At 41.0% G+C, this 25,735-nt stretch carries 24 protein-coding genes and 2 pseudogenes; 5 read left to right on the top strand and 21 right to left on the bottom strand.

Translation table 11 applies throughout. From position 1 onward, the window contains the following. Positions 1-35: 35 nt before the first annotated feature. The 4 genes from MUO14_RS23775 to aldA form a co-directional block, all read right to left on the bottom strand. A complete protein-coding gene (locus MUO14_RS23775) occupies positions 36-716 on the bottom strand; it encodes a rhamnogalacturonan acetylesterase (protein ID WP_244752955.1) in 681 nt (226 codons plus the stop codon). A gap of 86 nt (positions 717-802) precedes the next feature. Then, positions 803-1,033: a substrate-binding domain-containing protein gene (locus MUO14_RS24955; protein ID WP_396265778.1), complete on the bottom strand. Its 231-nt coding sequence runs from the start codon at positions 1,031-1,033 to the stop codon at positions 803-805. Continuing rightward, on the bottom strand, positions 1,026-1,175 hold the full coding sequence (locus MUO14_RS23770) for a hypothetical protein (RefSeq protein ID WP_244752954.1): 150 nt from the start codon (positions 1,173-1,175) through the stop codon (positions 1,026-1,028). Before MUO14_RS23770 ends, MUO14_RS24955 begins: the two co-directional genes overlap by 8 nt. A gap of 210 nt (positions 1,176-1,385) precedes the next feature. Continuing rightward, positions 1,386-2,840 (bottom strand): aldehyde dehydrogenase, encoded by a 1,455-nt coding sequence (aldA, locus tag MUO14_RS23765; RefSeq protein ID WP_244752953.1) that lies wholly within the window; start codon positions 2,838-2,840, stop codon positions 1,386-1,388. A 198-nt stretch (positions 2,841-3,038) separates the two neighbouring features. On the opposite strand from aldA, the gene rhaM reads away from it, so the two are divergent. From rhaM to MUO14_RS23750, 3 genes are all read left to right on the top strand, one after another. Further along, the gene (gene rhaM, locus MUO14_RS23760) at positions 3,039-3,353 is read left to right on the top strand and encodes an L-rhamnose mutarotase (protein WP_244752952.1); all 315 of its coding nucleotides are present in this window, start codon (positions 3,039-3,041) and stop codon (positions 3,351-3,353) included. A 408-nt stretch (positions 3,354-3,761) separates the two neighbouring features. Next, a complete protein-coding gene (gene rhaD, locus MUO14_RS23755) occupies positions 3,762-4,601 on the top strand; it encodes a rhamnulose-1-phosphate aldolase (RefSeq protein ID WP_396265864.1) in 840 nt (279 codons plus the stop codon). Positions 4,602-4,685: 84 nt separating this feature from the next. Next, positions 4,686-5,474, top strand: a complete 789-nt coding sequence (locus tag MUO14_RS23750) for a DeoR/GlpR family DNA-binding transcription regulator (protein ID WP_244752950.1) — start codon at positions 4,686-4,688, stop codon at positions 5,472-5,474. Positions 5,475-5,595: 121 nt separating this feature from the next. Here MUO14_RS23750 and rhaA read toward each other — a convergent pair whose 3' ends face one another. From rhaA to MUO14_RS23680, 14 genes and pseudogenes are all read right to left on the bottom strand, one after another. Then, the gene (gene rhaA, locus MUO14_RS23745; RefSeq protein WP_244752949.1) at positions 5,596-6,852 is read right to left on the bottom strand and encodes an L-rhamnose isomerase; all 1,257 of its coding nucleotides are present in this window, start codon (positions 6,850-6,852) and stop codon (positions 5,596-5,598) included. 18 nt (positions 6,853-6,870) lie between these two features. Next, positions 6,871-8,280: a rhamnulokinase gene (gene rhaB, locus MUO14_RS23740; protein ID WP_244752948.1), complete on the bottom strand. Its 1,410-nt coding sequence runs from the start codon at positions 8,278-8,280 to the stop codon at positions 6,871-6,873. A gap of 214 nt (positions 8,281-8,494) precedes the next feature. Next, positions 8,495-9,472: an AraC family transcriptional regulator gene (locus MUO14_RS23735; RefSeq protein WP_244752947.1), complete on the bottom strand. Its 978-nt coding sequence runs from the start codon at positions 9,470-9,472 to the stop codon at positions 8,495-8,497. 83 nt (positions 9,473-9,555) lie between these two features. Next, positions 9,556-10,203, bottom strand: coding sequence for a bifunctional 4-hydroxy-2-oxoglutarate aldolase/2-dehydro-3-deoxy-phosphogluconate aldolase (locus tag MUO14_RS23730; RefSeq protein WP_244752946.1), 648 nt, complete (start codon positions 10,201-10,203; stop codon positions 9,556-9,558). A 12-nt stretch (positions 10,204-10,215) separates the two neighbouring features. Continuing rightward, positions 10,216-11,160 (bottom strand): sugar kinase, encoded by a 945-nt coding sequence (locus tag MUO14_RS23725; RefSeq protein WP_244752945.1) that lies wholly within the window; start codon positions 11,158-11,160, stop codon positions 10,216-10,218. Positions 11,161-11,264: 104 nt separating this feature from the next. After that, a complete protein-coding gene (kduI, locus tag MUO14_RS23720) occupies positions 11,265-12,098 on the bottom strand; it encodes a 5-dehydro-4-deoxy-D-glucuronate isomerase (RefSeq protein ID WP_244752944.1) in 834 nt (277 codons plus the stop codon). A gap of 41 nt (positions 12,099-12,139) precedes the next feature. Beyond that, a pseudogene (gene kduD / locus MUO14_RS23715) lies at positions 12,140-12,897 on the bottom strand (2-dehydro-3-deoxy-D-gluconate 5-dehydrogenase KduD). 109 nt (positions 12,898-13,006) lie between these two features. Next, positions 13,007-13,780 carry a DeoR/GlpR family DNA-binding transcription regulator gene (locus tag MUO14_RS23710; RefSeq protein WP_244752943.1) on the bottom strand — a complete coding sequence of 258 codons (774 nt, stop codon included), beginning with the start codon at positions 13,778-13,780 and terminating at the stop codon, positions 13,007-13,009. 184 nt (positions 13,781-13,964) lie between these two features. Beyond that, positions 13,965-16,552 (bottom strand): annotated as a pseudogene (locus MUO14_RS23705) (rhamnogalacturonan lyase). A 150-nt stretch (positions 16,553-16,702) separates the two neighbouring features. Further along, complete coding sequence (locus tag MUO14_RS23700; protein ID WP_244752942.1) at positions 16,703-18,001, bottom strand: TRAP transporter large permease; 1,299 nt, start codon at positions 17,999-18,001, stop codon at positions 16,703-16,705. Beyond that, complete coding sequence (locus tag MUO14_RS23695) at positions 17,998-18,525, bottom strand: TRAP transporter small permease (protein ID WP_244752941.1); 528 nt, start codon at positions 18,523-18,525, stop codon at positions 17,998-18,000. Before MUO14_RS23695 ends, MUO14_RS23700 begins: the two co-directional genes overlap by 4 nt. Positions 18,526-18,541: 16 nt before the next feature. Next, positions 18,542-19,543 (bottom strand): TRAP transporter substrate-binding protein, encoded by a 1,002-nt coding sequence (locus MUO14_RS23690; RefSeq protein WP_244752940.1) that lies wholly within the window; start codon positions 19,541-19,543, stop codon positions 18,542-18,544. A gap of 74 nt (positions 19,544-19,617) precedes the next feature. Next, complete coding sequence (gene bglB / locus MUO14_RS23685) at positions 19,618-20,721, bottom strand: beta-galactosidase BglB (protein ID WP_244752939.1); 1,104 nt, start codon at positions 20,719-20,721, stop codon at positions 19,618-19,620. A 145-nt stretch (positions 20,722-20,866) separates the two neighbouring features. Then, positions 20,867-21,706 carry a sugar phosphate isomerase/epimerase family protein gene (locus MUO14_RS23680; RefSeq protein ID WP_244752938.1) on the bottom strand — a complete coding sequence of 280 codons (840 nt, stop codon included), beginning with the start codon at positions 21,704-21,706 and terminating at the stop codon, positions 20,867-20,869. A 401-nt stretch (positions 21,707-22,107) separates the two neighbouring features. On the opposite strand from MUO14_RS23680, the gene MUO14_RS23675 reads away from it, so the two are divergent. Continuing rightward, the gene (locus MUO14_RS23675) at positions 22,108-22,401 is read left to right on the top strand and encodes an HPr family phosphocarrier protein (protein ID WP_244752937.1); all 294 of its coding nucleotides are present in this window, start codon (positions 22,108-22,110) and stop codon (positions 22,399-22,401) included. Between the two features lie 961 nt (positions 22,402-23,362). Here MUO14_RS23675 and MUO14_RS23670 read toward each other — a convergent pair. Together MUO14_RS23670 and MUO14_RS23665 are read right to left on the bottom strand one after the other, a co-directional pair. Then, entirely contained in the window at positions 23,363-23,761 is a 399-nt protein-coding gene (locus MUO14_RS23670; RefSeq protein ID WP_244752936.1) for an HI0074 family nucleotidyltransferase substrate-binding subunit, read from the bottom strand. Continuing rightward, positions 23,737-24,060, bottom strand: a complete 324-nt coding sequence (locus MUO14_RS23665) for a nucleotidyltransferase family protein (protein WP_244752935.1) — start codon at positions 24,058-24,060, stop codon at positions 23,737-23,739. The genes MUO14_RS23670 and MUO14_RS23665 overlap by 25 nt, the downstream gene beginning before the upstream one ends. Positions 24,061-24,841: 781 nt before the next feature. Between MUO14_RS23665 and MUO14_RS23660 the strand changes: the two genes are divergently transcribed. Then, positions 24,842-25,195, top strand: coding sequence for a hypothetical protein (locus MUO14_RS23660; RefSeq protein WP_244752934.1), 354 nt, complete (start codon positions 24,842-24,844; stop codon positions 25,193-25,195). 70 nt (positions 25,196-25,265) lie between these two features. On the opposite strand, the gene MUO14_RS23655 is transcribed toward MUO14_RS23660, so the two are convergent. After that, complete coding sequence (locus MUO14_RS23655; RefSeq protein ID WP_244752933.1) at positions 25,266-25,667, bottom strand: hypothetical protein; 402 nt, start codon at positions 25,665-25,667, stop codon at positions 25,266-25,268. Positions 25,668-25,735: the final 68 nt, after the last annotated feature.

Raw genomic sequence — 25,735 nt, 5'->3', positions numbered from 1 at the left:
GCTTATGATTTGCTTCTCCCAAGTTTTGCTCTGAATCAGATTTTTATCCATTTCTTAAGAGGCGAGTTATGCTCAACCAGTGAATTAACCACGAGGCTTGCGACTTTCTGAGCTCCGCGTTCATTCAAGTGAGTATCATCACGAGCTCCTTCAGGGAAGTTTACGGAATCTCCTGGTTTTAACCACATGAAGAGTTCCTTGGAAAGTTCGGGACCGAGCTCTAGAAGAAGAGATGTTGTTTTTACAGTCATGTCGAGAAGCATCACTGAGTGCTTATAAGCCAATTCTCTCATTGCATCAGGGAAATAGCCGTGGGTTTGTTCCAGGGTATGTTCATCCAGGTACTTTCGTCGCTGGATCGGAGTCAGTAGGACAGGTGTGGCCCCCTTAGAGCGTGTGGCTTCAATAAATGTGCATAAGTTTTCCTGATACGTAGTGTATGGATCCGTCCGCCGGTGTTCGTCCGGCTTGCTGTCATTATGTCCGAATTGGATAAAAAGATAGTCTCCTTCTGTTAAGGAGGCGTTTATTTCCTGCAGACGACCTTCAGTCAAGAAACTCTTCGAGCTTCTTCCATTTACAGCTTTATTCATAATGAACACTTCATCTGTGAAGTAAGAGAAAAGTTTCTGCCCCCAACCCATTTGAGGACGGGAAGAAGAGGGGTAATCCGCCATGGTTGAATCGCCTGCTAAAAAGATGGTTGGTTTTTTCATCTATAATTTCCTCCGAGTTTGACAAGATTCGGTAGTTTTTAATTCGGGTTCAAGATAGATGCTCTGGTCTACACTTTCTTCGTTAATTAAACGCATGACAACATCAGCCAATTTTTCTGTAATGGTGTAAAGAGAAACACCTGCAGTGGATAAAGAAATATTTCGAAGCTTTCTGTAGCTAGGATTTTGTCGTAACTGATGATGGATACATCGCCGGGGATGGACAGCCCCTTTTCGTGGAGTCCCCTCAGAATTCCTTTAGACAAGTCGTGGCTTCCTCTAATAATACCTGTAGTGGGGGTTTGTTCCTCATACACTTTTTCGCCGCTTCATAGCCATCGTACGACTCCAAATCCCTTTTTCCTGCACAGCTTCAAGAAAACAGTTCACTCTTTCTTCCTGAATGTTATTAAATTTTGTCATACCGCCAATATAGATAATTTCTTTATGAGCATGCATACTTATTAACCACCTCCACCGTTATGGGCCTTTAAACAGTCAATTTTCGGAACGGTGTTTTTCCATTCTCGTATGCTGTTAGCACTTTTTGTTTGAATGTAAACTAAAATTTTTTACGTAGAAAAACCCCTTTAGGTAAAACAATTTTTTATCTGTCTACCTAAAAGGGGAGTGTATCATAATGACAAGCTAATATATAAAGTTAATTTATTAATATTGGATATAAACAGCATGAGTTTGCAAAAATTCTTCCAGACCATGTTTCCCATCGGCTCCGCCAATACCCGATTTCTTCCAACCTGCATGGAATCCTTGGATAGCTTCAAAACTTTCACGGTTGACATAAGTCTCACCGAATTCCAATTCGTTGCTCGCTCTCATCATGTGATTGATGTCCTGTGTAAAAATGGCTGAAGTTAAACCATATTGACAATCATTCGCAAGCTCTATAGCTTCCTCTAACGTTGAGAACGTAGAAATCGGTAAAACAGGTCCGAATATTTCTTCTCGCATGATTTCCATACTGTTATCGACATTGACCAATACCGTCGGTTCAAAGTAATAACCTTTTGCATCGTCTCCTCGTTTTCCGCCTGTAAGAACTTTAGCTCCTCCTTCAACAGCACGAGCTACCATGTCTTCCACATTTTTCAACCCTTCTTCGCTAGAAAGCGGTCCCATGTCCACGCCTTTATTTTCTAACGGGTTACCAAAAGTCACTTCAGACATCGCTTTTGTAATTTTTGTTATGAGCTCATCTGCTACATCTTCATGGACGTAAACACGTTCTGTACAGTTACATACTTGTCCAGTATTTATCACACGTGAGTCTACGACCGATTTAACTGCTAAATCAATATTTGCATCGTCCATGACAATCGATGGTGCTTTTCCGCCCAATTCCAACGAGACTTTCGTGATATTTTGAGATGCTTTTTCCATAACTTTCATTCCAGCATCTGTACTTCCGGTCAGACTGATCATACTGATTTTAGGGTTTTTGGATAGTTCTTCGCCCACTATGCTGCCTGCTCCTGTGACGATATTGATAATCCCTTTAGGCAACCCTACTTTGTCAAGGATCTTCGCGAATTCCAAGGCATTATTAGGAGAAATACTGCTCGGCTTAAGTACTATCGTATTTCCGGTTAATAGAGCCGGAGCTGCTTTTCTTGCTATGAGGAAGAACGGGAAGTTCCACGGTAAAATCCCGGCCACTACTCCGATTGGCTGTTTGTAAATTAAGATGTTTTCGTTTTCCCGGTCACTCGGAACGATTTCCCCTTCATACTTGCGAGCCCACCCAGCAATGTATTCAAAATAATCAGCCGTCACACTCACTTCTACCTTCGCCAGTTCAAATGTTTTACCCATCTCTTCTGAAATGACAGTAGCTAACTCGTCTACATCGTTGCGAATCTCCTGACAAATCGCAAATAGATATTTAGCTCTCTCCGAGGATGACTTTTTTCTCCATTCTTTTTGCGCTTTTTCAGAAGACACGATGGCTTTTTGCGTATCTTCCAGGGTTGCTTTTGGCACGGTAGAAATGACGCTTTCAGTTGCAGGATTCGTAACTTCAATCGTTTCTTGATTACTCGAATCAACAAGTTCGCCATCAATATACATTTGATACTCTTTTGTTAACGCTTTCACTTCTTTCATGTTATCCTCCACCCTTTATATTGAATTGGAATTTCTTTTATTATCATAAAATTACAAAAGTAATAAGTCAACAAAAAACAAACAATTAACCTTTATTTATTTTTGTTTTTGTTGACTTATAGGGTATGTGAATTTAATATGTAGGTATCTCTCAAAGAATCTAAGAGGCAATGAGACTAATAATAATGAGGTGAAAATATGTTCAGAAAAGCATTTATGATGAAAGTTTATCCCGACCAACAACAAGAATATGAAAAGAGACATAAAGAAATCTGGCCAGAAATGGTAGAGGAACTTCGTAAGCACGGCGTGAAAAGTTACTCTATTTTTTTAAACACCAAGACGAGCGAACTGTATGGTTACATTGAGATTGAGGATGAGGAACTTTGGAGTGAAATGGCGGAGACAGCAATTAATCAAAAGTGGTGGGAGTATATGAGCCCCGTAATGGAAACGCATCCGGATCACCGCCCGGTGTCATTTGATTTACAAGAGGTATTTCACCTGGAGTGAAAACAAAAAAGAGTGTATGACCTGTGCTAGAAGTTCGCTCATTCTCTATGAAAATAACTAACCAGCGATCTACAGATCTAAAAAGGATAATGAAGTTTATTTATCAATTGCAACAAAAAGGCAAAAAATGACCTTTTTTTACTTTTGTTTTTGTTGATTTCAAAGACTTACCAAGGTTATCATGGAGATAGATATTACAGGTTGTGGTAAAAGAAAGTGTTTAATGCAAAATTTCACAAGGCACCTCTTCATATTTTTTTAAATAGGGTCCCTTTTCAGCCGAATCCAGTAAGTTCTTGTCCATATACAGATGCTTTTTCAAGAGAAGCCGGTGGAAAGAAAAAATTACAGGCTATCAAAAATAAATAAGGGCTTTAGTTAGCAGAAAGGATTTACAAGATGAGTGTAATGAATAAAGTAAAAATGAATCAGGCTATTTTAGACGCACCTTTTATACAAGATATGATGAACAATACGTATGACATGTGGAATCGTGGATGGGATGAGCTGAATGGTGGAAATATCAGCTGCTTATTGGAGGAAGGGGAAGTCTCCAACTACTTAAATGTGAACCATGTATTACGAACTATTGACTTAGCTTTCCCGGTGCCTGAACTTGCCGGTAAATACTTTATCGTGACAGGATCTGGTAAATATTTCCGGAATGTTAGGGAAAACCCGGAAGAATGCCTCGGAATTATCCGTGTTCGTGCCGATGGGGAAGGTATAGAATTGTTATGGGGACTACGTGACGGAGCTTCCCCTACAAGTGAATTGGCATCACATTTCATGAGCCATATCACCCGTTTGAAACAAGACCCTTCCCATAAGGTCATCATGCATTCCCACACCACACATTTAATCGCCATGACCTTCAATCATGAGCTGGATGAAGTCCTTTTTACAAGAACACTCTGGAAAATGTGCACGGAATGCCTCGTGGTCTTTCCTGAAGGGGTCGGGATTCTGAAGTGGATGGTGCCAGGCACTGATGAAATCGGAAAGAAAACGGCTGAGAAAATGAAGGACTTCCGGCTTGTAGTCTGGCCGCATCACGGGATTTTTGGTGCAGGTAAATCTTTATCAGAGGCATTCGGACTGCTCGAAACTGTTGAAAAAGCTGCTCACATCTATATGCTAACAAATGCGCACAAAGACGGCATCAGACAAATGATTACAGATCAGGAGTTAAGAGATCTTGCAAAAAGATTTTCAGTAAACCCACCTGAAAAGTACTTCACCGAGTAACAAAAAGACTTTCTATCTATCAAATATGATATCCTTAAAATCAAACAGGCAATTTCCCTCGATCTATAGAAAGTTGGTGTATAAATGCTAATAGCTGAAAGACAGCAAAGAATAGTTGAACTTGTAAATGAACGGGAAAGTGTAAGGGTTTCGGAATTGAGTAAGATTTTCTCCGTTACAGAAGAAACCATTCGACGGGATTTAGAAAAACTTGAAAAGAATAAAAAACTGGCGAGAAGCCACGGGGGAGCCGTAAGCCTTCAACCTTCTGATTCATCAGAAACCCCTTATACCAAGCGTGAAATCATAAATGTTAAAGAAAAAAAGCAGATAGCTCTGGAAGCTGTAAAGCATGTTAACTCCGGGGACAAAATCATCTTAGACGCCAGCACAACAGCCTGGTACATGGCTAAAGCTTTACCTGATGAACCGCTTACCGTCCTTACCAATTCCATTAAAGTGGCTCTGGAATTAAGCGATAAGAAAGAGATTACAGTCATTTCAACTGGTGGAACATTACTGTCTAAATCGCTCTCTTATGTTGGTCCTTTAGCTGAAGCTTCTTTAAAAACATATTTTGTAGACAAAACTTTCATTTCATGTAAAGGACTTCATACAGAGCGTGGGATGAGTGAATCGGATGAACATCAGGCCATCATAAAAAGAACGATGGTGAATTGTGCAGAACGGACGTATGTTTTAGTCGATTACAGCAAATTTGGTGTTCAGGATTTCTCCCGGATCGATCAATTAGATGTCATTCACCGGGTAATTACCGATCACAATGCATCCCCTTCCGACCTGCAACAACTGGAAGATAAAGGTATAGAAGTCACAGTAGTCGATACGGTTTCTCAACAGGAAGTCATTTGAGGGAAAAGGGATAGAATTTCCACCCGAAATCTATCTCTTTTCTCTTTTATCAAAAAACATCCACCACTAAGACGCTTTAGTGGTGGATGTTTTATATAGAGTAGCAATACGCACTCGTTTTTCAGGATCGCTTGGACAGAACTTCTTCCTCATACTGCCGGACATCATTCAACCATGTTTCTTTGACAGGAACATCCATTTCCTCACAATAATAGTCCCAGATGGCACCAAACGGATATGTCTTGAACTCCTCCATCAAGGCTAAACGATCCGTGAAATTCCCCGTTTCCTGCAGCTCCTTCAAATGGTCATTTGGAAGCAGCAGACCGTATAATAAAGCTTTAATCATATTCCGTGTACCAATCGTCCAGGCTGCGACTCTATTAATACTTGCATCAAAAAAGTCCAGCCCTATACGAACTTGATCCAACGCATCATTCCGGACAATTTCCATTCCGATTTCTTTCAGTTCATCATCCAGGGCGACCACGTGATCACTATCCCATCTTACAGGTCTTGAAACATGCAGAGCCACCTGATCGCTGTATAATAGCATAGCCGAGATTTTATTTGATACGACTTCTGTAGGATGATAGTGTCCTGTATCCAATAAGCATAATTTGTCGTTCTTCAATGCGTATCCCATATAAAATTCATGAGAACCTACCACGTAGGCTTCCGATCCGATGCCGAACAGCTTACTTTCTACAGCATCCACATTGTATTGTTCATCGATCTCATCGGCAAAAATCTTATCCAATGATTCTTTCAATCGTTTCCTTGGCGTCAGGCGGTCACTCGGAATATCTTTGTATCCATCAGGGATCCATATATTCGTCACGGAAGGTGTTCCTAACTCTTTTCCAAAGTATTCTCCGATTTTACGACTGGCGATACAGTGACGAATCCAAAAGTCTCGGATAGATGGATCCGGATGTGCCAACGTTAATCCGTCGTCCGCTTTAGGATGAGAGAACAGGGTGGGATTGAAATCCAGACCAAGTTTATTATCTTTTGCCCAATTGACCCAGTTTTCAAAGTGTTCAGGCTTCAGTTCATCCCGCTCAACCACTTCTCCTTTTGTTTCTCCATAGATCGCATGAAGATTGATCCGATGTTTCCCCGGAATCAGGGATAGCGCCATCTCCAAATCGCTTCTGAGTTCGTCTGGAGTCGACGCTTTACCAGGATAATTTCCGGTCACATCAATTCCTCCCGAAAGCTCCTGCTGGTTCACTTCAAACCCTCCTACATCATCTCCCTGCCAGCAGTGAATCGAGATCGGTACGTTCTTTAATTTTTCCATAGCTCCCTCTACATCGACGCCCCATTTTTCATATTCTTCTTTTGCCCATTCAAAATTTGCTTTTATGGTCATTTACGTTCCTCCTCTTTTTTATACAGAAACTTTTACGTATTGCTTAATAGGAAAAGATAGTCTAATAAAGCTCCTGGCCTGATCTATGTTGTCCAATTCCTCAAGGGAGAGTAATTGTGAAACGATATTTCCGATTGCCGTAGCCTCTACCGGTCCGGCTAAAACCTCTTTCCCCGTGGAATCTGCAATAAGCTGATTCAGCATTTCATTCTGGCATCCACCACCAATTATATTAATCGTGGAGAACTCTTTTTCGAAAATCTCCTCAATTTGCCGGATCGCTTGTTTATACCGATCTGCTAAACTGTCAAACACACATTTAGCGACTTCTCCAGGCGTTGAAGGGGGCACCTGATCTGTTTCTGCACAGTACTTCTGAATTTCTTCCACCATATTTTCGGGCTTTAAAAAGCGTTGATCGTCCACCTCTACTTTAGATGTAAAATGCCTGGCCTCCTGGGCTAAGTGTACAAAGTCCGCGAAAGAATAGTGATCATGGTAATTCCGCTTGACTTCCTGGATGATCCAAAGCCCCATAATGTTCTTTAAGAAGCGAAAACGATAATCAATTCCCCCTTCGTTCGTGAAATTGTAATCCATTGCCTCTGAGACACAAATCGGGAATCGATTTTCAACTCCAATGAGAGACCACGTTCCTGAGCTGAGATAAATCGTTTCATTGACAGACGGGACAGACAGGACAGCTGATCCGGTATCATGCGTAGCTGGTAAAATAACCTCCATATCAAAACCGAATTCGTCAGCCAACTCTTTTCTCAAAGGGCCAAGCTTTGTTTTAGGAGGCTTTATTTCGTGAAACATGGAAGGATTAATGCCTAACCGTTCTATCATTTGCTCATCCCACTTTTTAGTAAAGGCATTCACTAACTGGGTGGATGTTGCATTCGTATATTCATTGGCTTTCACACCCGTTAGTAAAAAGTTTAAATAATCCGGAATCATGAGAAAGGATTTTGCCTTTTCCAATATTTCCGGGTGATTTTTTTTTAGGTAATAAAGCTGATAAATCGTATTGAACTTTTGAAACTGGATGCCGGTTTCGAAATACAATGTTTCCTTACTCACGATTTGAAGGACTTCCTCCATCATCCCATCCGTCCTTTGATCACGATAGGAGACAGCGTCCGTCAACAATTCATCATTTTCATCCAACAGGACAAAATCAACCGCCCACGTATCAATTCCGATACTTACGGGCTCTATTTCAGCAGTACGACACTTCTTTATCCCGGCCTTGATTTCATAAAAAATCTTCTGTATATCCCAACAGAAAAACTCTCTGTTTTTGCTTATCTTATTTTCAAAACGATGGATTTCCTGAAGGGTTAACCTGTCCTCTTCCACCCTGCCCGCCATTAACCTGCCGCTGGAAGCTCCTATATCCACGGCAATACTATATTTACTCACATTATCACCTCTCATTGTAAGCGCTAACTACTCTTATCATAAGGGGTTTTTCCTTTTTTTTTAATAACGTCATTCGTTTATTTATTGTCCTTATTTGCAAAAGAAAAGTAAGTGGTATTTATTGAGCAGCCAGACTATAATTCGGAATATCCTCACTTTTCTATCCTTATTTGGCACAAAAAAAGAAGCGAGGCACATGTTCATCGCCACACTTCTAGAATTCTTCAAATTGGTCACGGTACTGTTTCGGAGTTACTCCATATTTCTTTTTGAAAATCCGGTAAAAGTAACTGATGTTGTCATACCCTACCTGTTCCACGATGGAAGAAATCGACAGATGATTGTTTTTCAATAAATCCATCGCTACACTTAATCGTTTCTCCTGTAATAAGTCTTTAAAGTTTTTATTTGTGATTTTTTTTATGTTTTTGCTGAGCCAATAATGAGTTTGATTTAGTTCTTCTGCCAGTTCATATAAATTGGCTGTACGATAATGCTCTTCAATATATTTCAAGGCTTTCATGATCATTTGGTGTTCAAGGTTCCCGTCGTTAAGTTTTTTCAGTTTATCAGAATGTTTGACAAGCTCAATCATGAGTAAACCCATATACAGTTTGATCGAAGACTGAGACAAGAGGCTCGGCTTCATAATTTCCCTGATAACGCGTTTGACGAGCTCCTGGATGTACTCCACTTCAGAAACAGCAAAATAAAGGAACTGCCCATTCTGCGTATGTTCAAATAGGCTGTTTATCAGGAAATCATTCATCGTGTTCTCGGTATTATCGGTCGTCAAATAGGTGAAAATATATTCAAAGAACCTGGGACGGATGATGAAGTTGATAATGATATCTTCTCGCTCACAGGCTTTTATTTCATGCTCAATAAACTGATTCAGCAGAATCAATTCCCCTTGTTTCAGCCGAATCGGGGTCTCCCCAACGGTTTGCTCGAGTTTGCCACTGTAAACATAATTCATCTCGATATAGTCATGCTTATGCTTCGGAAAATCCGCATATCTTGCATGTTTCCTAATCATGATCATTTTATCTGAATCCATCAATTTCTCACTTTGAATGATAAAATCACCCCTATTTGTATAGAGGTCTTTTTTCACTTGATTGCTTTGCTGCAACAGTGATTTTTCTTCATCTGTTTCCTGAAGCAGTTGTTGTAGGATATCCGCTGACAATTTTCGTTCACCCTCTCCCTTATGGTAATCGACACGAGAGGTATATGAATATTCCCACTCAATCTCGCTGCGTAAAAGAAGGATTATGATCTCGCTTCTTTTACTGCTTCGGTATAGGATGTAGCAATTTGTTCAATTTCAGCAAAATTTTCTTCTGCAATTAAAGTATTATTGATAAGGTTTCCACCTGCCCCAATAGCAACTGCTCCAGCCCTAATAAAGTCTGCCGCATTATCTAGATCAACGCCACCTGTCGTCATGATTGGTATTTGGGGTAACGGTCCTTTCATGTTCTTAATGAACGAATCTCCTACGGATGAGGCCGGAAAAACTTTCACCATGTCGACTCCCATCTCATAAGCCGTAATGGCCTCCGTCGGCGTCATGACTCCCGGAACAGATAATTTCCCATATCGAAGTGTCGTTTTTACAACGTCTTCGTTCAACACCGGGCTTACGATGAATTCAGCTCCACTATCGATCGCCTGCTTTGCCGTTTCCCTATCCAGGACAGTTCCTGCTCCAATGATCGCTTGACCTTTGAAGGCAGTTGTCAATTTTCGGATGGCGGCAAGTCCATTCGGATCATCGACGGTTACTTCAAGGGCATTTACACCGCCTTTAATCAGGCTTTCACATAACTGTTCAACAGCATGTTCCGGTACTTTACGAATAACAGCCACGACACCACTTTCTACTAAACGATTGAATAGAGTAATTTTATTGATCACCGCACACACTTCCTAACGAGAAATTATTTGCTGAGATTGATCAGGATTAACTTGCCTCCAAAAAGGATAGCCTTCCATATCTCCTTCCACAGATAAAGCATAAGCTCCGATTCGGTTGCCGAACTTGACAGCTTTCGCAAAGTCCCATCCACGTAATAGCCCTGAGATGAAACCTGCTGCGAAACCGTCTCCAGCTCCAGCCGTATCCACTACTTCGTCTACTTGGAACCCTGAAACATATGCCCTCTCACTTTCTGTGGCAAAATACGCTCCTTCACTTCCAAGCTTGACTACGACAACTTTAGCTCCCTGATTTAAGAAAACTTCGGCGATTTCTTCAGGGTCACTGAATCCCGTCAGAAGTTTTCCTTCTTCTATGCCTGGTAATACAATATCCACCTGACTTGCAATTTCCATAAGTACTTGTCTGGCCTTTTCTTCAGACCACAATTTCAAACGTATATTCGGGTCGAAAATAATGGTCTTCTTATGTTTTTTTGCCAGCTTGATCGCTTCATCTACTGTTGCTTTACAGCTTTCACTTAAAGCTGGAGTGATGCCAGTCAAATGAAGGTATTTGGCCGATTGAAGATAGTTTTCGTCCAAATCATCAGGAGAAAGCAAACTCGCTGCTGAATGATGCCGGTAATAGTAAATGTTTGGATCCTGATTGGTCATTCTTTCTTTAAAAAATACAGCCGTAGGAGCATGATCATCGAAAACGACGCTAGAAGTGTCCACCCCTTCCCCACGGATGACATTCCGTGTATACAGCCCGAATTCATCCTGACCGAGTTTGCTAATCCAGCCCGTCTGGTGACCGAGCCTTGTCAGTGCAATAGCTACATTCGTCTCCGCCCCGCCCACTGTTCTCCTATAAGAATCTACATATCTGAGCGGACCTGTCGAACCCGGCTTGAATAGAACCATACTTTCACCAAGAGTTATAACATCCATGATTTCTCTCCTGTTCATCATTTTGATCTTCCAATGGTCAGATTAAAAAATTCCCATCAGAAGCGGGAGAGTACCTCCCACTTCTGATGGTTCCCTGATTACCTTTATTTCAGCTCTTCCATCTTCACATGATCCATATCTGTAAACGTATAGTTTTCTCCTGCCATCGCCCAGATGAAGGTGTAATTATTAGTTCCGACACCGGAGTGGATGGACCATGGCGGAGACAATACCACTTGCTCATTTTTAACTACAAGGTGTCGGGTATCGTCCGGCTTACCCATGAAATGGAAAACTCGGGACTCCTCATCCATATCAAAGTAGAGGTAAGCTTCCATACGACGATCATGGACGTGTGGTGGCATGGTATTCCACATGTTGTTTGGAGCAAGCAAAGTCATACCCATCATCAGTTGACAGCTTTGTATACCATCTCCGTGGATATATTTATAGATCGTACGATTGTTAGATTCCGCGTCAGATCCTAATTTCGTAGGAGTGGCATCTTCAATCGGAAGTTTTTTTGTCGGATATTCTTTATGAGCAGTTGCAGAGGCTAAGTAGAAACGGGCAGGCTTAGAAGCATCGACACTATCCAACTGCACGTCTTCATTTCCGCGACCGACATACAAGCAGTCACGTTTGTTCAGTTCATATGTTTCCCCATCAACGATGACTTTCCCTTTCCCTTCAGAGATGTTGATGATACCGATTTCTCTTCGTTCCAGGAAGAATTCAGTTTTCAGAGTTTCCTGATCTTCTAGTTTCAGAGGTTTCACTGTCGGGACAGCACCACCAGTAATGACTCGATCATAGTGAGAATACACCATATTGACTTCACCTTCTACAAACAGGGACTCTACCAGGAACTCACTTCTTAATCTTTCACCATCATACTGTTTTACATCTGTCGGGTTGGTTGCATACCTTACTTCCATTTCCATTCTCCTCTCATTTTTTGAATCTTTCTATAAATCTATTAAGAGCTCATCCATCCACCATCAACGCAAAGGATGTGGCCATTCAAGTAGTTCGCCGCATCAGACGCGAGGAAAATAGCTGCTCCCTGCAAATCTTCCGGCGTTCCCCACCGCCCCTGAGGAATCCTTGCTTCAATAGAGGATTTACGCTCTTGATTTTCACGAATCGGCGCTGTATTATCTGTCGCAAAATACCCAGGGGCGATAGCGTTTACATTTAAGCCTTTACTTGCCCATTCATTAGCTAAGGATTTAGTAATCCCAGCCACAGCATGTTTACTGGCGGTATAACCAGGGACGGTCAAGCCCCCTGAAAAGATAGCATGGAAGCGATGTTAATGATTTTTCCAGATCCACGCTCCAGCATATGTTTTCCGATTTCACGTGATAGATAGAAAACGGAGTGTTGGTTAATGTTGATGACATTCTCCCAATCCTCATCAGAATGCTCCGTTACAGGATTACGCCGGATGATTCCAGCATTGTTGACTAAAATATCCACATTTCCAGTCAATAAGGTAGCCTCTGAAGCCAGCTGTTTGGCTGCTTCAGGATCCGTAAGATCTGCCGTTAATTCATAATATTTCAATCCTGAACCCTCAACAAGATCCTTCGTGTCCGACGTACCATTTCCAGAGCTTACACCAATAATGTCTGCGCCAGCCTTTGCAAGACCGACCGCAATCCCCTGTCCCAGCCCTCTGCTGGAACCAGTCACTAATGCAACTTTTCCTTTTAAAGAAAAAAGCGATTCTATCAAATGATTTACCTCCCTGAATTGAAAGTTCTATTTTGTTTGTAAATGTTCGTTACAGTTTGTATATTACCATTTAGTTCCGGGAAATTCAACCTTTTACACCATTAATCTACCTTTTTTTCCTTGCAACCCTCACATTAACACCTTTATTCTCTATCTCTTTTATGGAGGAGTGGTCTAATTGATCATCCGTTATAAGTTCACTTACATTTGTTATCTCAGCAAATTGCACCAAAGCTATTTTTTCGAATTTTGTAGAATCTGCTACGAGGGTAATATGATCAGCGCAATCTATGATCTTCCTTTTCCAATCAGCGTGCAGGCTATTAAGTACAGTTAAACCATGCTCAATAGAAAAGCCTGTCGTTCCAAAGAAGAGACGATTCACCCTCAGCCTTTTCAATGCTTCTGTAGCCTGATCTCCGAGCAATGAAGAAGAATGAGGAATTCGGGTACCTCCTAGCACAACGAGTTGAACATTTTCTTTATCATTAAGAATGTACGCAATTTTGATATCGTTGGTAATAACGGTTACCGGGAAGTCACCGAGCCTTTCCGAAATCGCACTCGTCGTACTGCCGCCATCCATTAGAATCGTTTCATGCGGTTCAATCATCCTTACGGCTTCCCTTGCGATGTTATCCTTAATTTCTGTCTTGCTGGATTGCCTCTCACTGACAGGTAAGATTTCACCTTCCTTGTTCTCCAACACAGCACCACCATGAATCCTCTTCAATAATCCCTTTTCCTCCAAAGCTTCTAAATCGATTCGAACGGTTTTTTCCGTTACACCAAGCAATTGGCTTAACTGAGAGACTTTGACCGCTTTGTCCGTTTCTAATTTATTCAAAATGATTTCATATCGTTCAATAGATAACATCATTTCATCCTCCTTATTCCTTCACACTCCCTTATTGTAATATATAAACGAACAAAAAGGAACATATACAAACATACACATTCTTAAAGGTAAAGGGCGCCTCCTACACAATAATAGACAACCACTCTTACTGTATGGTCAATACAAAGACCGCCCACAGTCATCTGTAAGACGGCCTACAGATTTTTTATCTTCCTTTGTCCCCCTTATCCCCCTTCCTATCCCACTGATCGGTTAAAAGTTGAACATAATGGTTCAAGTTTCTTTTAGCCTGAATAGAGATATGTTTTTGCTTCGTTTCATCGTTTAGGCGTTCCTCATACTTATTCATAAATTTGAGCGCCTGCTTTTCCGATCCTTTTTCAAAATGGTGACTGACCTGTTTTAAAGTGTTTGTTAACTGCTGGAATAAAGGACCCTTCAGTTCTCCGCTTTCCTCATATTCACTCATCCTGTTTTGTAACACCGACAAGACACTGGAAGTTGAGAAATCAGGAACAGGAACGCTATCCCAGTTCATATCCGATCCGAAATAGAAGCTGGTGTAGGCAGGCTGATTATAAGCTGAGTTTTGTCTTGCGATTCCCACGCGATATTGCGGGTCGTGCATCAATGTATATAATTTGTGATCCGTCACCTCTGTACTAAGGTACATCCGAATGGCAGTACTGTCTTCTGTTCTCAACAGCAACTCTTCTCTCCAATCACCGAATATATCGGCTACAAGAGCCGGATTCCCTTTTGTACCATTGTTGGTCAACGTCTCTTTAGCTGTCAGCAGCTTTCCTTCTTTCCAGTCCTCAATGGAAGGCGTATCGTTCGATGCACCTGTAACGATTTGTGTCGTCATATCCGGAGACCACTTGATATTCATGTTTGTACCCGGTGTTTCCGTACTGATTTGTTCACCATCTGCCGTCCATACTCCAACCGCCCATGTTTCCAAGCCTCTCCGCTCAGGGTCAATGTCTCCAATCATTCCGCGGCCGGTATCTTTCCCTGTATAGCCGCCATAAATTGCTTCACCTGTCCCGGAGTCCCGTAAAACATATCCATATGGGGCTTTGGCGCCATTTTCATGAACAGAAAATATCTCTAATCCCGGTCTATCCGGGTCGATATCCGTTACGTGCATCGCATCTCCATGTCCCAGTTTAGCGTCGGTCCCCGGTGCTGCACTTTGGGCCGGTAATATATCCTTTGAACTGTACAACAACGTACCATCATGATCGATTGTAGCTCCTCCATAGACTACTTCCTGCTTGCCATCACCATCCACATCCGCCACACTGAATGAGTGGAATCCCTGATTAGTGAGTGAGGCGAATTCATCATCCGTCCCGATTGATCATGGGGCCGGTCATTGAAAGGATTACTCATTGGAGTCCAACCACTATCCACCGACCAGTGTTCCTCAATACGCTTACCATCCCAGCTGTAAGACACAAGGGAAGCTCTCGTGTAGTAACCACGCCCGAAGATGGCGTAGGGTTGTTTCCCGTCGAGGTAACCGACTCCGGCGAGAAAACGGTCGACCCGGTTACCGGGCTCTATTCTCGACATCGCATAGTCTCCCCACATAAGACCATCATCATGGCGTCCCGGTTTGTAATGGACCGTATCCATTTCATCACCCGTCACCCCGTTGAATACGGTCAAATATTCAGGCCCTTCCAATATGAAGCCTTCAAATTCCCTTAATTGGTTACGGCTGCTTCTACTTGGAGCATACTCATCCATGAAGTAATCCGTCAGACTTTCCGCATCTTCTCTTGATAACGGATATCTGTACTGTTTCTCGATTCCGAATGCTTCCTCAAGCGTCTCTGGCCAATGACCACTTTTCACTTCCTCGTGCTTATGCCAGTTCATGAACATTTCTACAACGTGCTCATAATAATCATCACTGCTCATCCGGTAATCGTCCTTATGACTGTAGCCATTTTTCCTGTCTTCTTCAGGCATCGTGATGAATTTCTCTGATGTTACATTCCCCGCATCATCGTACTGAATGATCTTTGTACCTGGAGCCGTTTTCAGCATCAATTCTGATTTTCCGTTTCCGTCAAAATCATAGACTAAGAACTGCGTATAATGCGCCCCCGACCTGATATTCACTCCTAAGTCAAGGCGGTAAAGGAGGGTTCCGTCAAGTTCATAGGCATCGATGTAGGTATTTCCGGTATATCCTACCTGAGAGACGTCTTTTGAGTTTGATGGATCCCATTTCACAAAGTATTCATACTGTCCGTCGCCATCCACATCCCCTACGCTCATGTCGTTTGCGGAATATGTATAAGTTTCTCCATCAGGTGTCGTCCCATCTTCCGGTTTCACAAGAGGAAGGTCATAATACTGATTTTCCCATGGAGAAATGGATGAACTTTCGTCGACTTCCTTCCCGTCCCTTACAGCGGCTACATAATATTCAGATTGATCCTTTCCGTCCTTGTCCAAATAGTTCGTACTGTCTTCAACTGTGGCAATCTTACTTCCGTTACGATAGACTTGAAAAGATGTACCCGTCAGACCTTTGTCAGAAGAACCGGTCACTTCGTCAGCCAACAACCTCCAGCTCAGGAATATCCCTTCGGAAGTAGATGCCACAACCAGTCCCCGGTCGAGATATTCCAACTGCACACCTCCACCATTTCCAGTTCCCTCGTGTTTTTCCCAATCAGAGGCGGAAACATTGACCGTACTCGTCATCAGAAGAGGGGCGAGCAAAGCGATCATACATACCTTTTTAACAAGAGAAGATTTTTTCAAATACATGTTTCATCACCTTTTTTGTAATATTTGAAAACGTTCAAACGAATATTCTTTGGTTAGGACAAATAGCCTGAAAATATAAAAGAAAATTCTGTGAATTAAAGAGTCTCTATGAAAAGCACACCATGATTGCTCACGCGGTGTGCTTAAGTGTTATAATCCCAGCAGATTCGGTAAGAACAAACTGATTTGCGGAATATATGTGACTAGCATAAGTAAAACGAAAATCGCTGCATAGAATGGTAGGAGTGGCTTCAGTACTTGTTCAATTTTCACTTTCCCTACACTCGATCCTACAAAGAGCCCAGTTCCAACCGGAGGTGTGATGGTACCGACACACAAGTTGAGAATGAAGAAGATCCCAAAATGAACAGGGTCTATACCAATACCTGTAGCAATCGGCATAAAAATCGGGGTGAAAATCAGAATCGCCGGCGCTACGTCCATGACCGTACCGATTAATAGCAGGAGAAGGTTCATGACTAGTAAAATAATGATTGGATTATCAGAAATGCTTAACACCAGGCTGCTCAGTGCTGCCGGAATACCTGTGAAAGCCATAGCAAATGACATTAAGGAAGAAGCAGCAATCAGAAGCATAATTACTCCTGTCATTTCAACAGCCTGAGCCATTACATGTGGCAGCTGTGCAAACGTGATCGTCTTATAAAAGAAGAAAGCTAAAATAAAGGAGTACACGACAGCAATAGCTGATGCTTCAACTGCTGTAAAGACACCTGTCAGTATTCCGCCGATAATAATAAAAATCAATAGGATACTTGGAATAGCTTCCCAAACGATTTTTTTCACGTTCAAATTGGTTTTCTCAGTCACAACCGGATATTTTCTTTTCTTGGCAATGATATAAGAAACAATCATAATCGCGAGAGCCCAGAGGATACCGATTATATATCCGCCCATGAATAGAGCTGCGATCGAAGTCCCTCCACTAATAAGGGAGAAAATGATGAAACCGGTACTTGGAGGGATGACCATTCCAGCCGGCGCTGAAGCAATATTGACAGCTGCTGCAAATTTCCGATCGTACCCCTCTTTTTCCTGGAGCGGGACCATAACCCCACCGATCGCTGTGGAGGCAGCGATCGCAGAGCTGGAAATCGAACCGAACAGACTGTTTCCGATAACGTTCGTATGGGAAAGAGAACCCGGGACCCTGCCCGCCAACAGCTTAGAAAAGTCCACCAACTTAGCGGCAATCCCGCCGTTATTCATAATAATTCCAGATAAAATGAAGAATGGAACCGCTATCAAGGAAAAACTGTCTATACTGGCTACCATCTTTTGAGCTGAGGAGAAAACCGCTATATCGATGGGTAGAATCAGTAAGATGGTAGCTAAAGACGCAACGGCAATACTAATTGCTATCGGTATACCTACCGCCAGAAGAACTGCAAAAACAAGGACCAAAATTAAGCTAGCCTGTAAGATCATAGAACTTCACCTACTTTTTCGTATTCCACGCTACCCCTATTTTCCATATCCGTAGTTTTATCTTTTTTCAATAACTGAATCATATTGATGATACTGTAGAACGTAATCAACAAACCTGATACCGGCAAGGACAGGTACACGTATCCCATCGGTATCCCTAAGGAAGGGGACAGCTGGGACATCGTAATCGAAATAGCTTTCACTCCACCATAGGTCATTATGCCCAACGAAAAGAGTAAAAAGATGATTTGTATAAAAAGCTCTAACCCTACTTTGTTCTTTCCTTTGAACCGATCACTGATCATCGTAAAGGCGATGTGGCTTCTTTTTCCCACCACGTACGAGGCAGCTAACATAGAAAGCCAGATCAGACTGAATCGTATAAACTCCTCCGTGATTGTACTCGGGTTACTCAGAACATAACGGGCAATGACTTGCCATGTTGTAACCGCTACCATAATAAGAAACAAAGTAGCCGTTACACCCAAGAGTATTTTGTCAACGTACTTTTTCACTGTTTCCATTTGATTCCCCCCCTACTTATTGGCCGCTCATTTCTTGTATCGCTTCATACAGATCTGTGAACTTTTCATTATTTTTGAATTCGTCGTGAAGAGGCTGGACGGCTTCTTTAAAAGGTGCGTTATCCACTTCATTAAATTCTACGCCGTGCTCTTCTATCGCCATCTGCTTCTCTTTTTCCACGGCCGCTTTCCATACTTTCTTCTCGTATTCTGTTGATTCTTCCGCCGCTTCATGAACCGCTTCCCTTTGTTCAGGTGTCAATTTATTCAACGTGGCTTCATTCATTACCACAATATCAGGAACTCTAGTATGCTGATCATAAGAATAATACTTCGCCACTTCTCCATGGCCAGCTGTCACTAAGACGAATTCATTATTTTCTGCCCCGTCAATAATCCCTTGCTGTAAAGAGGTGTATACTTCTCCACCGCCCATAGGTGTCGGGGAACCGCCGAGCAGCTCGATCATTTTAATCGCTGTCTCACTCTGCATCACTCTGATCTTCTTCCCTTTAATATCTTCCGGGGATTCCACAGGGCCATCTTTCATATAGAAACTTCTCTGACCCGAATCATAGTATGTCAAACCGACAAAACCAAGATCGGATGTCGATTGATAAATCGGATCCATGATTTCTTCATTTTCCATGACATTATAGAAATGTTCTTCTCCATCAAATAAATATGGGATGGCAAAAATCGAATAGCGGTCAGAAAAACTTTCCAGCGCAGATCCACTGACCTTGGTGATGTCGACCGCCCCTGTCTGGGTCAACTCAATCAACTCCCGTTCCCCGCCCAATTGGGAGTCCGGGTAATATTTGACGATGACTTCACCATCTGTTTTCTCTTCAAGCAACCGACCAAATTCTTCCATCGCCTCTTTGACAGGCGGTGCATTACTGGCATAAGCAAAACGTAGAACGACCTGATCACCCGCTTTCGCATTCAAGCTGCAACCCGTGATCATTGTAAGGATACATGCACCTACTAACAACAAGATGACATTCCTCTTCATGCTCTTTCCTCCCCTGTAAGTTTTAAAGTTTACACGGACCACCATCATGACCCGTGTAGGAGTTGTGAATCTAATCAAATGTACGTGTGCAGATATTCCGTCAGACACAAAACAGCCAGAGACTGCCCGTACGGCATCGTCGTCGTCTTAATTTCCTTGTAGAACTCCAAGGAGTCCCCCATGCCCGTTCCGACTGAAACTTTTTGAACGGCTCCGTCTTCATTGATTTCGTTTACAACACCCTGAATCGCCTGACGGGCGACTTCTGCGTATTTTTCATCAATGTAACGTTTTCGTACAGCCTTCAATATTCCATACGCAAATCCAGCCGTGGCGGATGCTTCCAAATAGGAATCCGGATCATCAATCAGTGTATGCCATAAACCGCTTTCATGTTGGAGTTCAGCTAACGTTTCAACCTGACGATTCAAAGTCTCAAGAAGAAACTCCCGGAAAAAATCCCCTTCTTTCAAGTCCAGCATTTCAATGATTTCAGGTATAGCGATGGTAATCCAACAGTTCCCCCTGCCCCACAAAGCATTGGCAAAATTGTGGTTACCTTCAAATGTCCAGCCGTGATACCATAACCCTGTCTTTGTATCGCATAAGTATTTCGTGTGAATCAAAAACTGCCTTTTCGCTTCTTCAATGTATTCGGGCTTGTTCAACAGTTGACCGATCTTGGCCAATGGCAACACCGTCATCATCAGCGTGTCATCCCACAACTGTTCGGTATTCGGCGGACCATAGGTCATATGCTGCAAACCGTTCTCTTTGGTACGGGGCATATCGTACATGACCCAATCCGCCCACTTTTCCAAATAAGGGACATAGGTTTGATCCCGTGTGTCCTCATACATATAGGCTAAGGTAAGAAACGGAGCCATCGTATTGACATTTTTCGGTGGGACCCCTTCTTTAAACCTTGCTTCAAACCATTCGTTCACCGTTGTTAAAGCCCTTTCATTTTTCGTCAGCTTATATAAATTGTAAATCCCATACAAACCAACACCCTGAGGCCAATTCCAGACATGCCAGCTTTTGTCATCTACCACAAGCCCATCAAAGTTTAAGAGAAATTCACCTGTGTCATCTTTTATCTGAGCCAGGTTCTCTATAAGAGTATCAATATGTTCTAGTACGTTTTCCTTCTTCAGTTTCACTTCACTCTGTATCATCTTTACCTCCAGGATTCAGTGTTTTTATATTCTGTTTTTGACTACGCTTTCATTATAAAGAAAATTCAAAAAATAATCAACATAAATAAAAACTTTTTGTGGTAAATTCAAAAAAAAACAACTACAATTTTTTGTTTTGTTGGTTTTATGCCTGCTTGTATTTTTTTGTTAAGTAGTCAATGCTATCGTTGATATAAGGTTCTTTCGTCTCTTCCATCAAAATGTTGACGAACGGTTTCTTTTTCTTCATATATTTAAACACCGAATTATAATTTAATAGACCTTTCCCCACTGGGACGACCTGGAGTGTACCGTCTTCGATTTGGAAATCTTTCGCATGCATAATCGCGATTCGATCCCCAAATAGTTCGAACGCTTCTTTAATGATCGCTTCCTGGCGCTCGTAGTTTTCGACGGTCAAATAGTTGACAGGGTCATAGATAACTTGAAGATTATGAGAATCCACACAATCCAATAGCCTCTTCATGACGGCCGGAGAATAGATCGGGTGATTGACTCCACCTTCGATGCCGACAATTACCCCGAATTTTTCGGCTTCTGAAACAAGCTCACGCACACTTTGTACGACGTCTAAAAAAGGCTGTTCATGAAAATTCTCTTCTGTATATACGATTTCCGGATGGACATTACCCGTTTCCGTCCCTACAATGCTGCATCCGAAATCACGGGCATAGCGAATATGCTCCTTGAATCGGTCCAGTGCTTTTCTTCTTTCGGCATAATCAGGGTGAATCATGTTGATGTAACAGCCAAGAACGGCAATTTGAACATTCCTGTTAGAAAAAGTTCTGCCGACGTAATGAGCAAATCCCGGACTCAAACTGCCTGTTTCCGTACTTTCCTCCCCAATAGATTTTGCCAAGGCTAACTGAACGGATGTTAACCCTTTTCCGGAAACCATTTCGACTAATTGTTCCAAAGGTAAACGTTCAAGGTCATGTGCTCGAATACCTAAATTAACCATATGCAGTCCCTCCATGTATTGATTTATTTATACTAAATGCCTGTCTTTTTTATTTGGACAGGCGCTTTCTATCATTGCAAGGGCGGCTTAATTATGACCATAGCCCTTACACTTATCCCTTTGTAATGTAAAATACGGATTTCTTTAGAAAGCTTGGTGGTAATTATAGGTACATATTTCGGATAAATATATAACCCTACTTATTTTTTTATTATCCTTATTTGCCTAATTATATAAATTCCAAAGATCCTCTTGAAAATTCCTCCTCTTTTTGAGCATAATAGATATACTTCTATAAAACTCCGACTGTGACCGGACAGACCGATCAACATAGCTAAACCATATTCGTTTGAAATCCACTGGGTATGTTTACAAAGTCAAAAAAAGAGAGGTTGATTAGAATGGATGAGAAGAAAATGAATGCCGGACTGAATGTGGCAAAAGGATTGGAAACAGGGTCAAAAGAAAGCAGAAAAGTTCTGAATATCGTTCATACCGCCAACAAGTTTGATTCGAGTATTGTGTTACATACTCCCCACAAAGTCATTGACGTCAAAAGCTTTTTAGGATTAAGTGTGTCGTTATCTGATAAGGACTATTATAAGCTGGAAGTTCATGGATCAGATAAGGAAAAAGCAGAAAAAGCTATGGTCAGTGTTTTTAAAGAAAATGGCCTCAAGGTCCATATCATATAAGAAAAAGCCTCTCAAGAGTATGTATCCTCTTGAGAGGCTTTTAAATTTTAAGCGATTTTTAAAACCAGTCAAAATCCAGTCAAACTTTTCTCAAACCCTATGTTAATAGGGGTTTGGGCGCTATCACATCATGCCGCCCATTCACTCGCTTAGTTAAAAAGACTATAATAGACCATGTAGAACCTGTTATAACAAGGTTTTCCTTAGCAACTAAATTGATTAAACACAATAAGTTTTAATACTTTATGAACAGTATCCAGTCATAGTCCAGTCAAAACATTTCCTGGATTTCAAACTAAATGAAATGACCTTTAACTTTTGGGCTCTAATTACTTAAGGATGACTATCCTTATTTGTAAAATTATTATTTAGAATACAAATAAAAATTTTTTATGACCAACACACTTCGTCGACCTCATAATCTTCCGAGGAATCCACCTCCCCAGTTATACAAGAAAAACATCCCTGATAAGCAACTGCACTGCCCACAGCCCAAATTACCTGACCGCAATTGATGCAGATTGCCCCATTTTTCTTATCATTAACTGCCTGTTTAAGACTTTCCCTTAACTTGTTTGGTTCTTCGCCAGGATTATTCTTACAATGCCTATTTACATACGAGTCTATAGAAATCGATATCATAAATGATTTCCTTTCTTATACCTTTTTTGTTATTTTATCGTAATTCTCTCATTCACAAAAACGGTGATACTCACTATATGGATGTTTTTTTATTAATTCCTTTGTTCAATTTAGTTAAAGAAAATTTTTAAATTCAATATAAATGAAGGCACACTATTCATGCAAAGCTCCCCTATAAATAAAGGCTTGGTTTCAAGATAATATAAAGTAAACAAATCAAAAAATACCTTCTTAGCGACCAGAAACCATAAAACCAAACTTCTATATAAACAAAGCCCTAGACGTAGTTGCTAACGTCTGGAGCTTTATCTTTTAATGGTTATTCCATCACTTTACCATTCATCCGTTCAACCCATTGATGGAGAAGGTTATTATACCGGATCAAACTTTTGTGGATTTTAATGGCCACTTCTTCATTATAGGTATGGACGGTCAAATTACGATCATTTACCATTTCCAATGCTAGAACGGCCTCTTCATCCTCCAACAAGTTGACCTCCCTGCAACTGCGAATGACGCTCTTCGGAGAGCCGGCATCCACCCCTTCTATGTCATATAAATATTGCTTAGCCGCTTTCCAACTAGCCTCGAAAGAGAATTCAAATCGTTGAATCGCTGCATCTCGTTCCACATCATTCGGACTTTTAAGGTTAGCTAGCTTTTCAAAGGCAGCCAAGGCTTTTTCTGCTGCTTCTAATCGTTGGCGTAATCTTCCCATAAAATTCCCTCCTTTTTCACTTGTTGGACTAGAGCTTCTTTGGCATCATGTAAATCCACCACATCTACCTTGTAAGGAATGGTAGAATCTTCAATTTGCTCGATCAGTTTATTCCATTTAAAAGGAGAGATCGGGGAGGGGGATTCGATAGCAATGTCGATATCCGAACTATGTTTTTCTTCCTCTCGGGCCCAAGAACCAAATAAGTAAACACGCACTTTTTCCTTGCCGAGTTGTTCATTCAAAATCGATTTTAGTTGTTCTAAAATTTGCTCCCGTAAATTTGCAGGACATCCCATTAATATCCCTTCCTCTTTTTTGTTCCATTATAGCATATGCACATCTTCTCTTTGTTGGATTTTCCTTCTCCACTTCCCCCATTCAGAAATCCGATCGCTACCAGGGCCATTATTAACTACACCAAAATCTAAATATGGCTTGCATTATATTGTAGATAAGGCTCAATAATGGAAGATTGGTTTTCAGTAACATAATTTTACATTTTTCACAAAAAATACCTGGTAGTTAAATTCAGAAGTGCTATGAATTATGAATTTCATTCTTAAATTTTAAATATTCGTTCAGACCCATAATTTTGTCTATGGGGTACCGCCAGCAAAACGCGGAAAACGTACGCTAAGCAAAACTCGACACAAAAAAGTCCGGCTTCCCTTACGTTAAGGGGGTAGTACCAACATTTTAACGTAATACTCACGCTAAGACAGTTTTCACATAAAAAAGACCGGAATTCTGTACGCTAACGAATTCCGGTCTTTTAAAATTTTCTATGTATTTACGTAGTTATCAGAATGTCTGATGCGACCACATAGGGAATGATGAAAAGCGTTCTATATTTCGACAGTCCTATTTTCCTCTTTTTATATTATTCAAATGTACCTTATATATGCCCACATGGCAATAACTGAATTGTCTTCCCCGATAATGTCCTCTACTTGTCATTTCAAATAATTTGCAGGAATATTACAAAATTATGTCGAAGTAATAATTAACATCAAATAAATGGAATAGGAGGTATTTTGTACAAAGACATCTATCAAAATACTAAATGGAGGGTATGTTATGAAAAAGTTTTATTTAGTTGTTGCACTGCTTTTAAGTGTCGTATTTTCTCTATTTTCTCCTACAAGCGAAGCTGAAGCTGCAGCGTGTAGAAATCTAGATATAAGCCTTTATTCTCAAAATACTGCAAATGGAGAAGTAATTTTAAGAATAGAAGGTACCCCTGGTAATGAAATTCAACTTGCAATAGGGAAACCATATGATGGAGGTACAATTCATGTAGAGTATTTTTATATGCCTAGTAGTGGGGTTGTTTATAAAGGATTTGACCTTGGTAGTGATGGATATTATCGAGCTTATACTTTTCAGTATCATCCATGCACAGATAACGACGCAGTTTATTTCTCGATGTAATAAAATGAGCATATATATTTAAAGATCGCCTTAATCTGTTCAGTTGATTAGGGCGATCTTTTTACGAGACTTATTTTCCTGATCTTTCCGCATTACTATTGTCTGTTACGTTAATTTTAAATAATTCAGGTTCATACTTAGTGTCCTTTATAACCTCCATGGCTATTTGTTTCATCTCATTCTTTATTTTTTCAGTAGCTTCTTTATCTACCGAATTTATTTCTATTTCAACTTTTTTATTGGGTGAAATCTCATATTCCATCCCAAATGAGTAACCTTCTTTATATAATTTATATCCCACTTCTTGCAAAACTTCATCTTGTATATCTTTGTTATATTCTATATCAGACTCGACAAACCCATTATTGTTTTGTGCACTTACTTTTTTATTTAACCCGGCGCCTGTAGTAAAGGTGAACATGATTAAGAACGATGAACTTATCGCCAAAATTCCAACAATAATTTTTTTCATTTAATTTCCTCACTTTCTTAGGGTAGTTGTTACATATTATGTCCCATTATATAGATAAGAATTCAAAA

This window comes from Halobacillus shinanisalinarum (assembly GCF_022919835.1).
GTDB lineage: Bacteria > Bacillota > Bacilli > Bacillales > Halobacillaceae > Halobacillus_A > Halobacillus_A shinanisalinarum.
The sequence above is the reverse complement of the archived record's forward strand: the minus strand, read 5'-3'. Positions and strand labels throughout refer to the sequence as shown.

Bases quoted from the DNA above. Each gene is read 5' to 3' on its own strand.
- MUO14_RS23660 (WP_244752934.1), top strand. From the start codon at position 24,842: ATGAAAAAGTTTTATTTAGTTGTTGCACTGCTTTTAAGTGTCGTATTT.
- MUO14_RS23725 (WP_244752945.1), bottom strand. From the start codon at position 11,160: ATGGATGTTATAACTCTTGGTGAAAGTATGGTTCTATTCAAGCCGGGT.
- MUO14_RS23710 (WP_244752943.1), bottom strand. From the start codon at position 13,780: ATGATGTTATCTATTGAACGATATGAAATCATTTTGAATAAATTAGAA.
- MUO14_RS23680 (WP_244752938.1), bottom strand. From the start codon at position 21,706: ATGGTTAATTTAGGTATTCGAGCACATGACCTTGAACGTTTACCTTTG.
- bglB (WP_244752939.1), bottom strand. From the start codon at position 20,721: ATGATACAGAGTGAAGTGAAACTGAAGAAGGAAAACGTACTAGAACAT.
- MUO14_RS23700 (WP_244752942.1), bottom strand. From the start codon at position 18,001: ATGATCTTACAGGCTAGCTTAATTTTGGTCCTTGTTTTTGCAGTTCTT.
- MUO14_RS23695 (WP_244752941.1), bottom strand. From the start codon at position 18,525: ATGGAAACAGTGAAAAAGTACGTTGACAAAATACTCTTGGGTGTAACG.
- kduI (WP_244752944.1), bottom strand. From the start codon at position 12,098: ATGGAAGTAAGGTATGCAACCAACCCGACAGATGTAAAACAGTATGAT.
- MUO14_RS23670 (WP_244752936.1), bottom strand. From the start codon at position 23,761: ATGGGAAGATTACGCCAACGATTAGAAGCAGCAGAAAAAGCCTTGGCT.
- rhaM (WP_244752952.1), top strand. From the start codon at position 3,039: ATGTTCAGAAAAGCATTTATGATGAAAGTTTATCCCGACCAACAACAA.
- aldA (WP_244752953.1), bottom strand. From the start codon at position 2,840: ATGAAAGAAGTGAAAGCGTTAACAAAAGAGTATCAAATGTATATTGAT.
- MUO14_RS23655 (WP_244752933.1), bottom strand. From the start codon at position 25,667: ATGAAAAAAATTATTGTTGGAATTTTGGCGATAAGTTCATCGTTCTTA.
- MUO14_RS23770 (WP_244752954.1), bottom strand. From the start codon at position 1,175: ATGCATGCTCATAAAGAAATTATCTATATTGGCGGTATGACAAAATTT.
- MUO14_RS23665 (WP_244752935.1), bottom strand. From the start codon at position 24,060: ATGGGATGTCCTGCAAATTTACGGGAGCAAATTTTAGAACAACTAAAA.
- MUO14_RS23690 (WP_244752940.1), bottom strand. From the start codon at position 19,543: ATGAAGAGGAATGTCATCTTGTTGTTAGTAGGTGCATGTATCCTTACA.
- MUO14_RS23675 (WP_244752937.1), top strand. From the start codon at position 22,108: ATGGATGAGAAGAAAATGAATGCCGGACTGAATGTGGCAAAAGGATTG.
- MUO14_RS23750 (WP_244752950.1), top strand. From the start codon at position 4,686: ATGCTAATAGCTGAAAGACAGCAAAGAATAGTTGAACTTGTAAATGAA.
- rhaD (WP_396265864.1), top strand. From the start codon at position 3,762: ATGAATAAAGTAAAAATGAATCAGGCTATTTTAGACGCACCTTTTATA.
- MUO14_RS23775 (WP_244752955.1), bottom strand. From the start codon at position 716: ATGAAAAAACCAACCATCTTTTTAGCAGGCGATTCAACCATGGCGGAT.
- rhaA (WP_244752949.1), bottom strand. From the start codon at position 6,852: ATGACCATAAAAGCAAATTTTGAATGGGCAAAAGAAGAATATGAAAAA.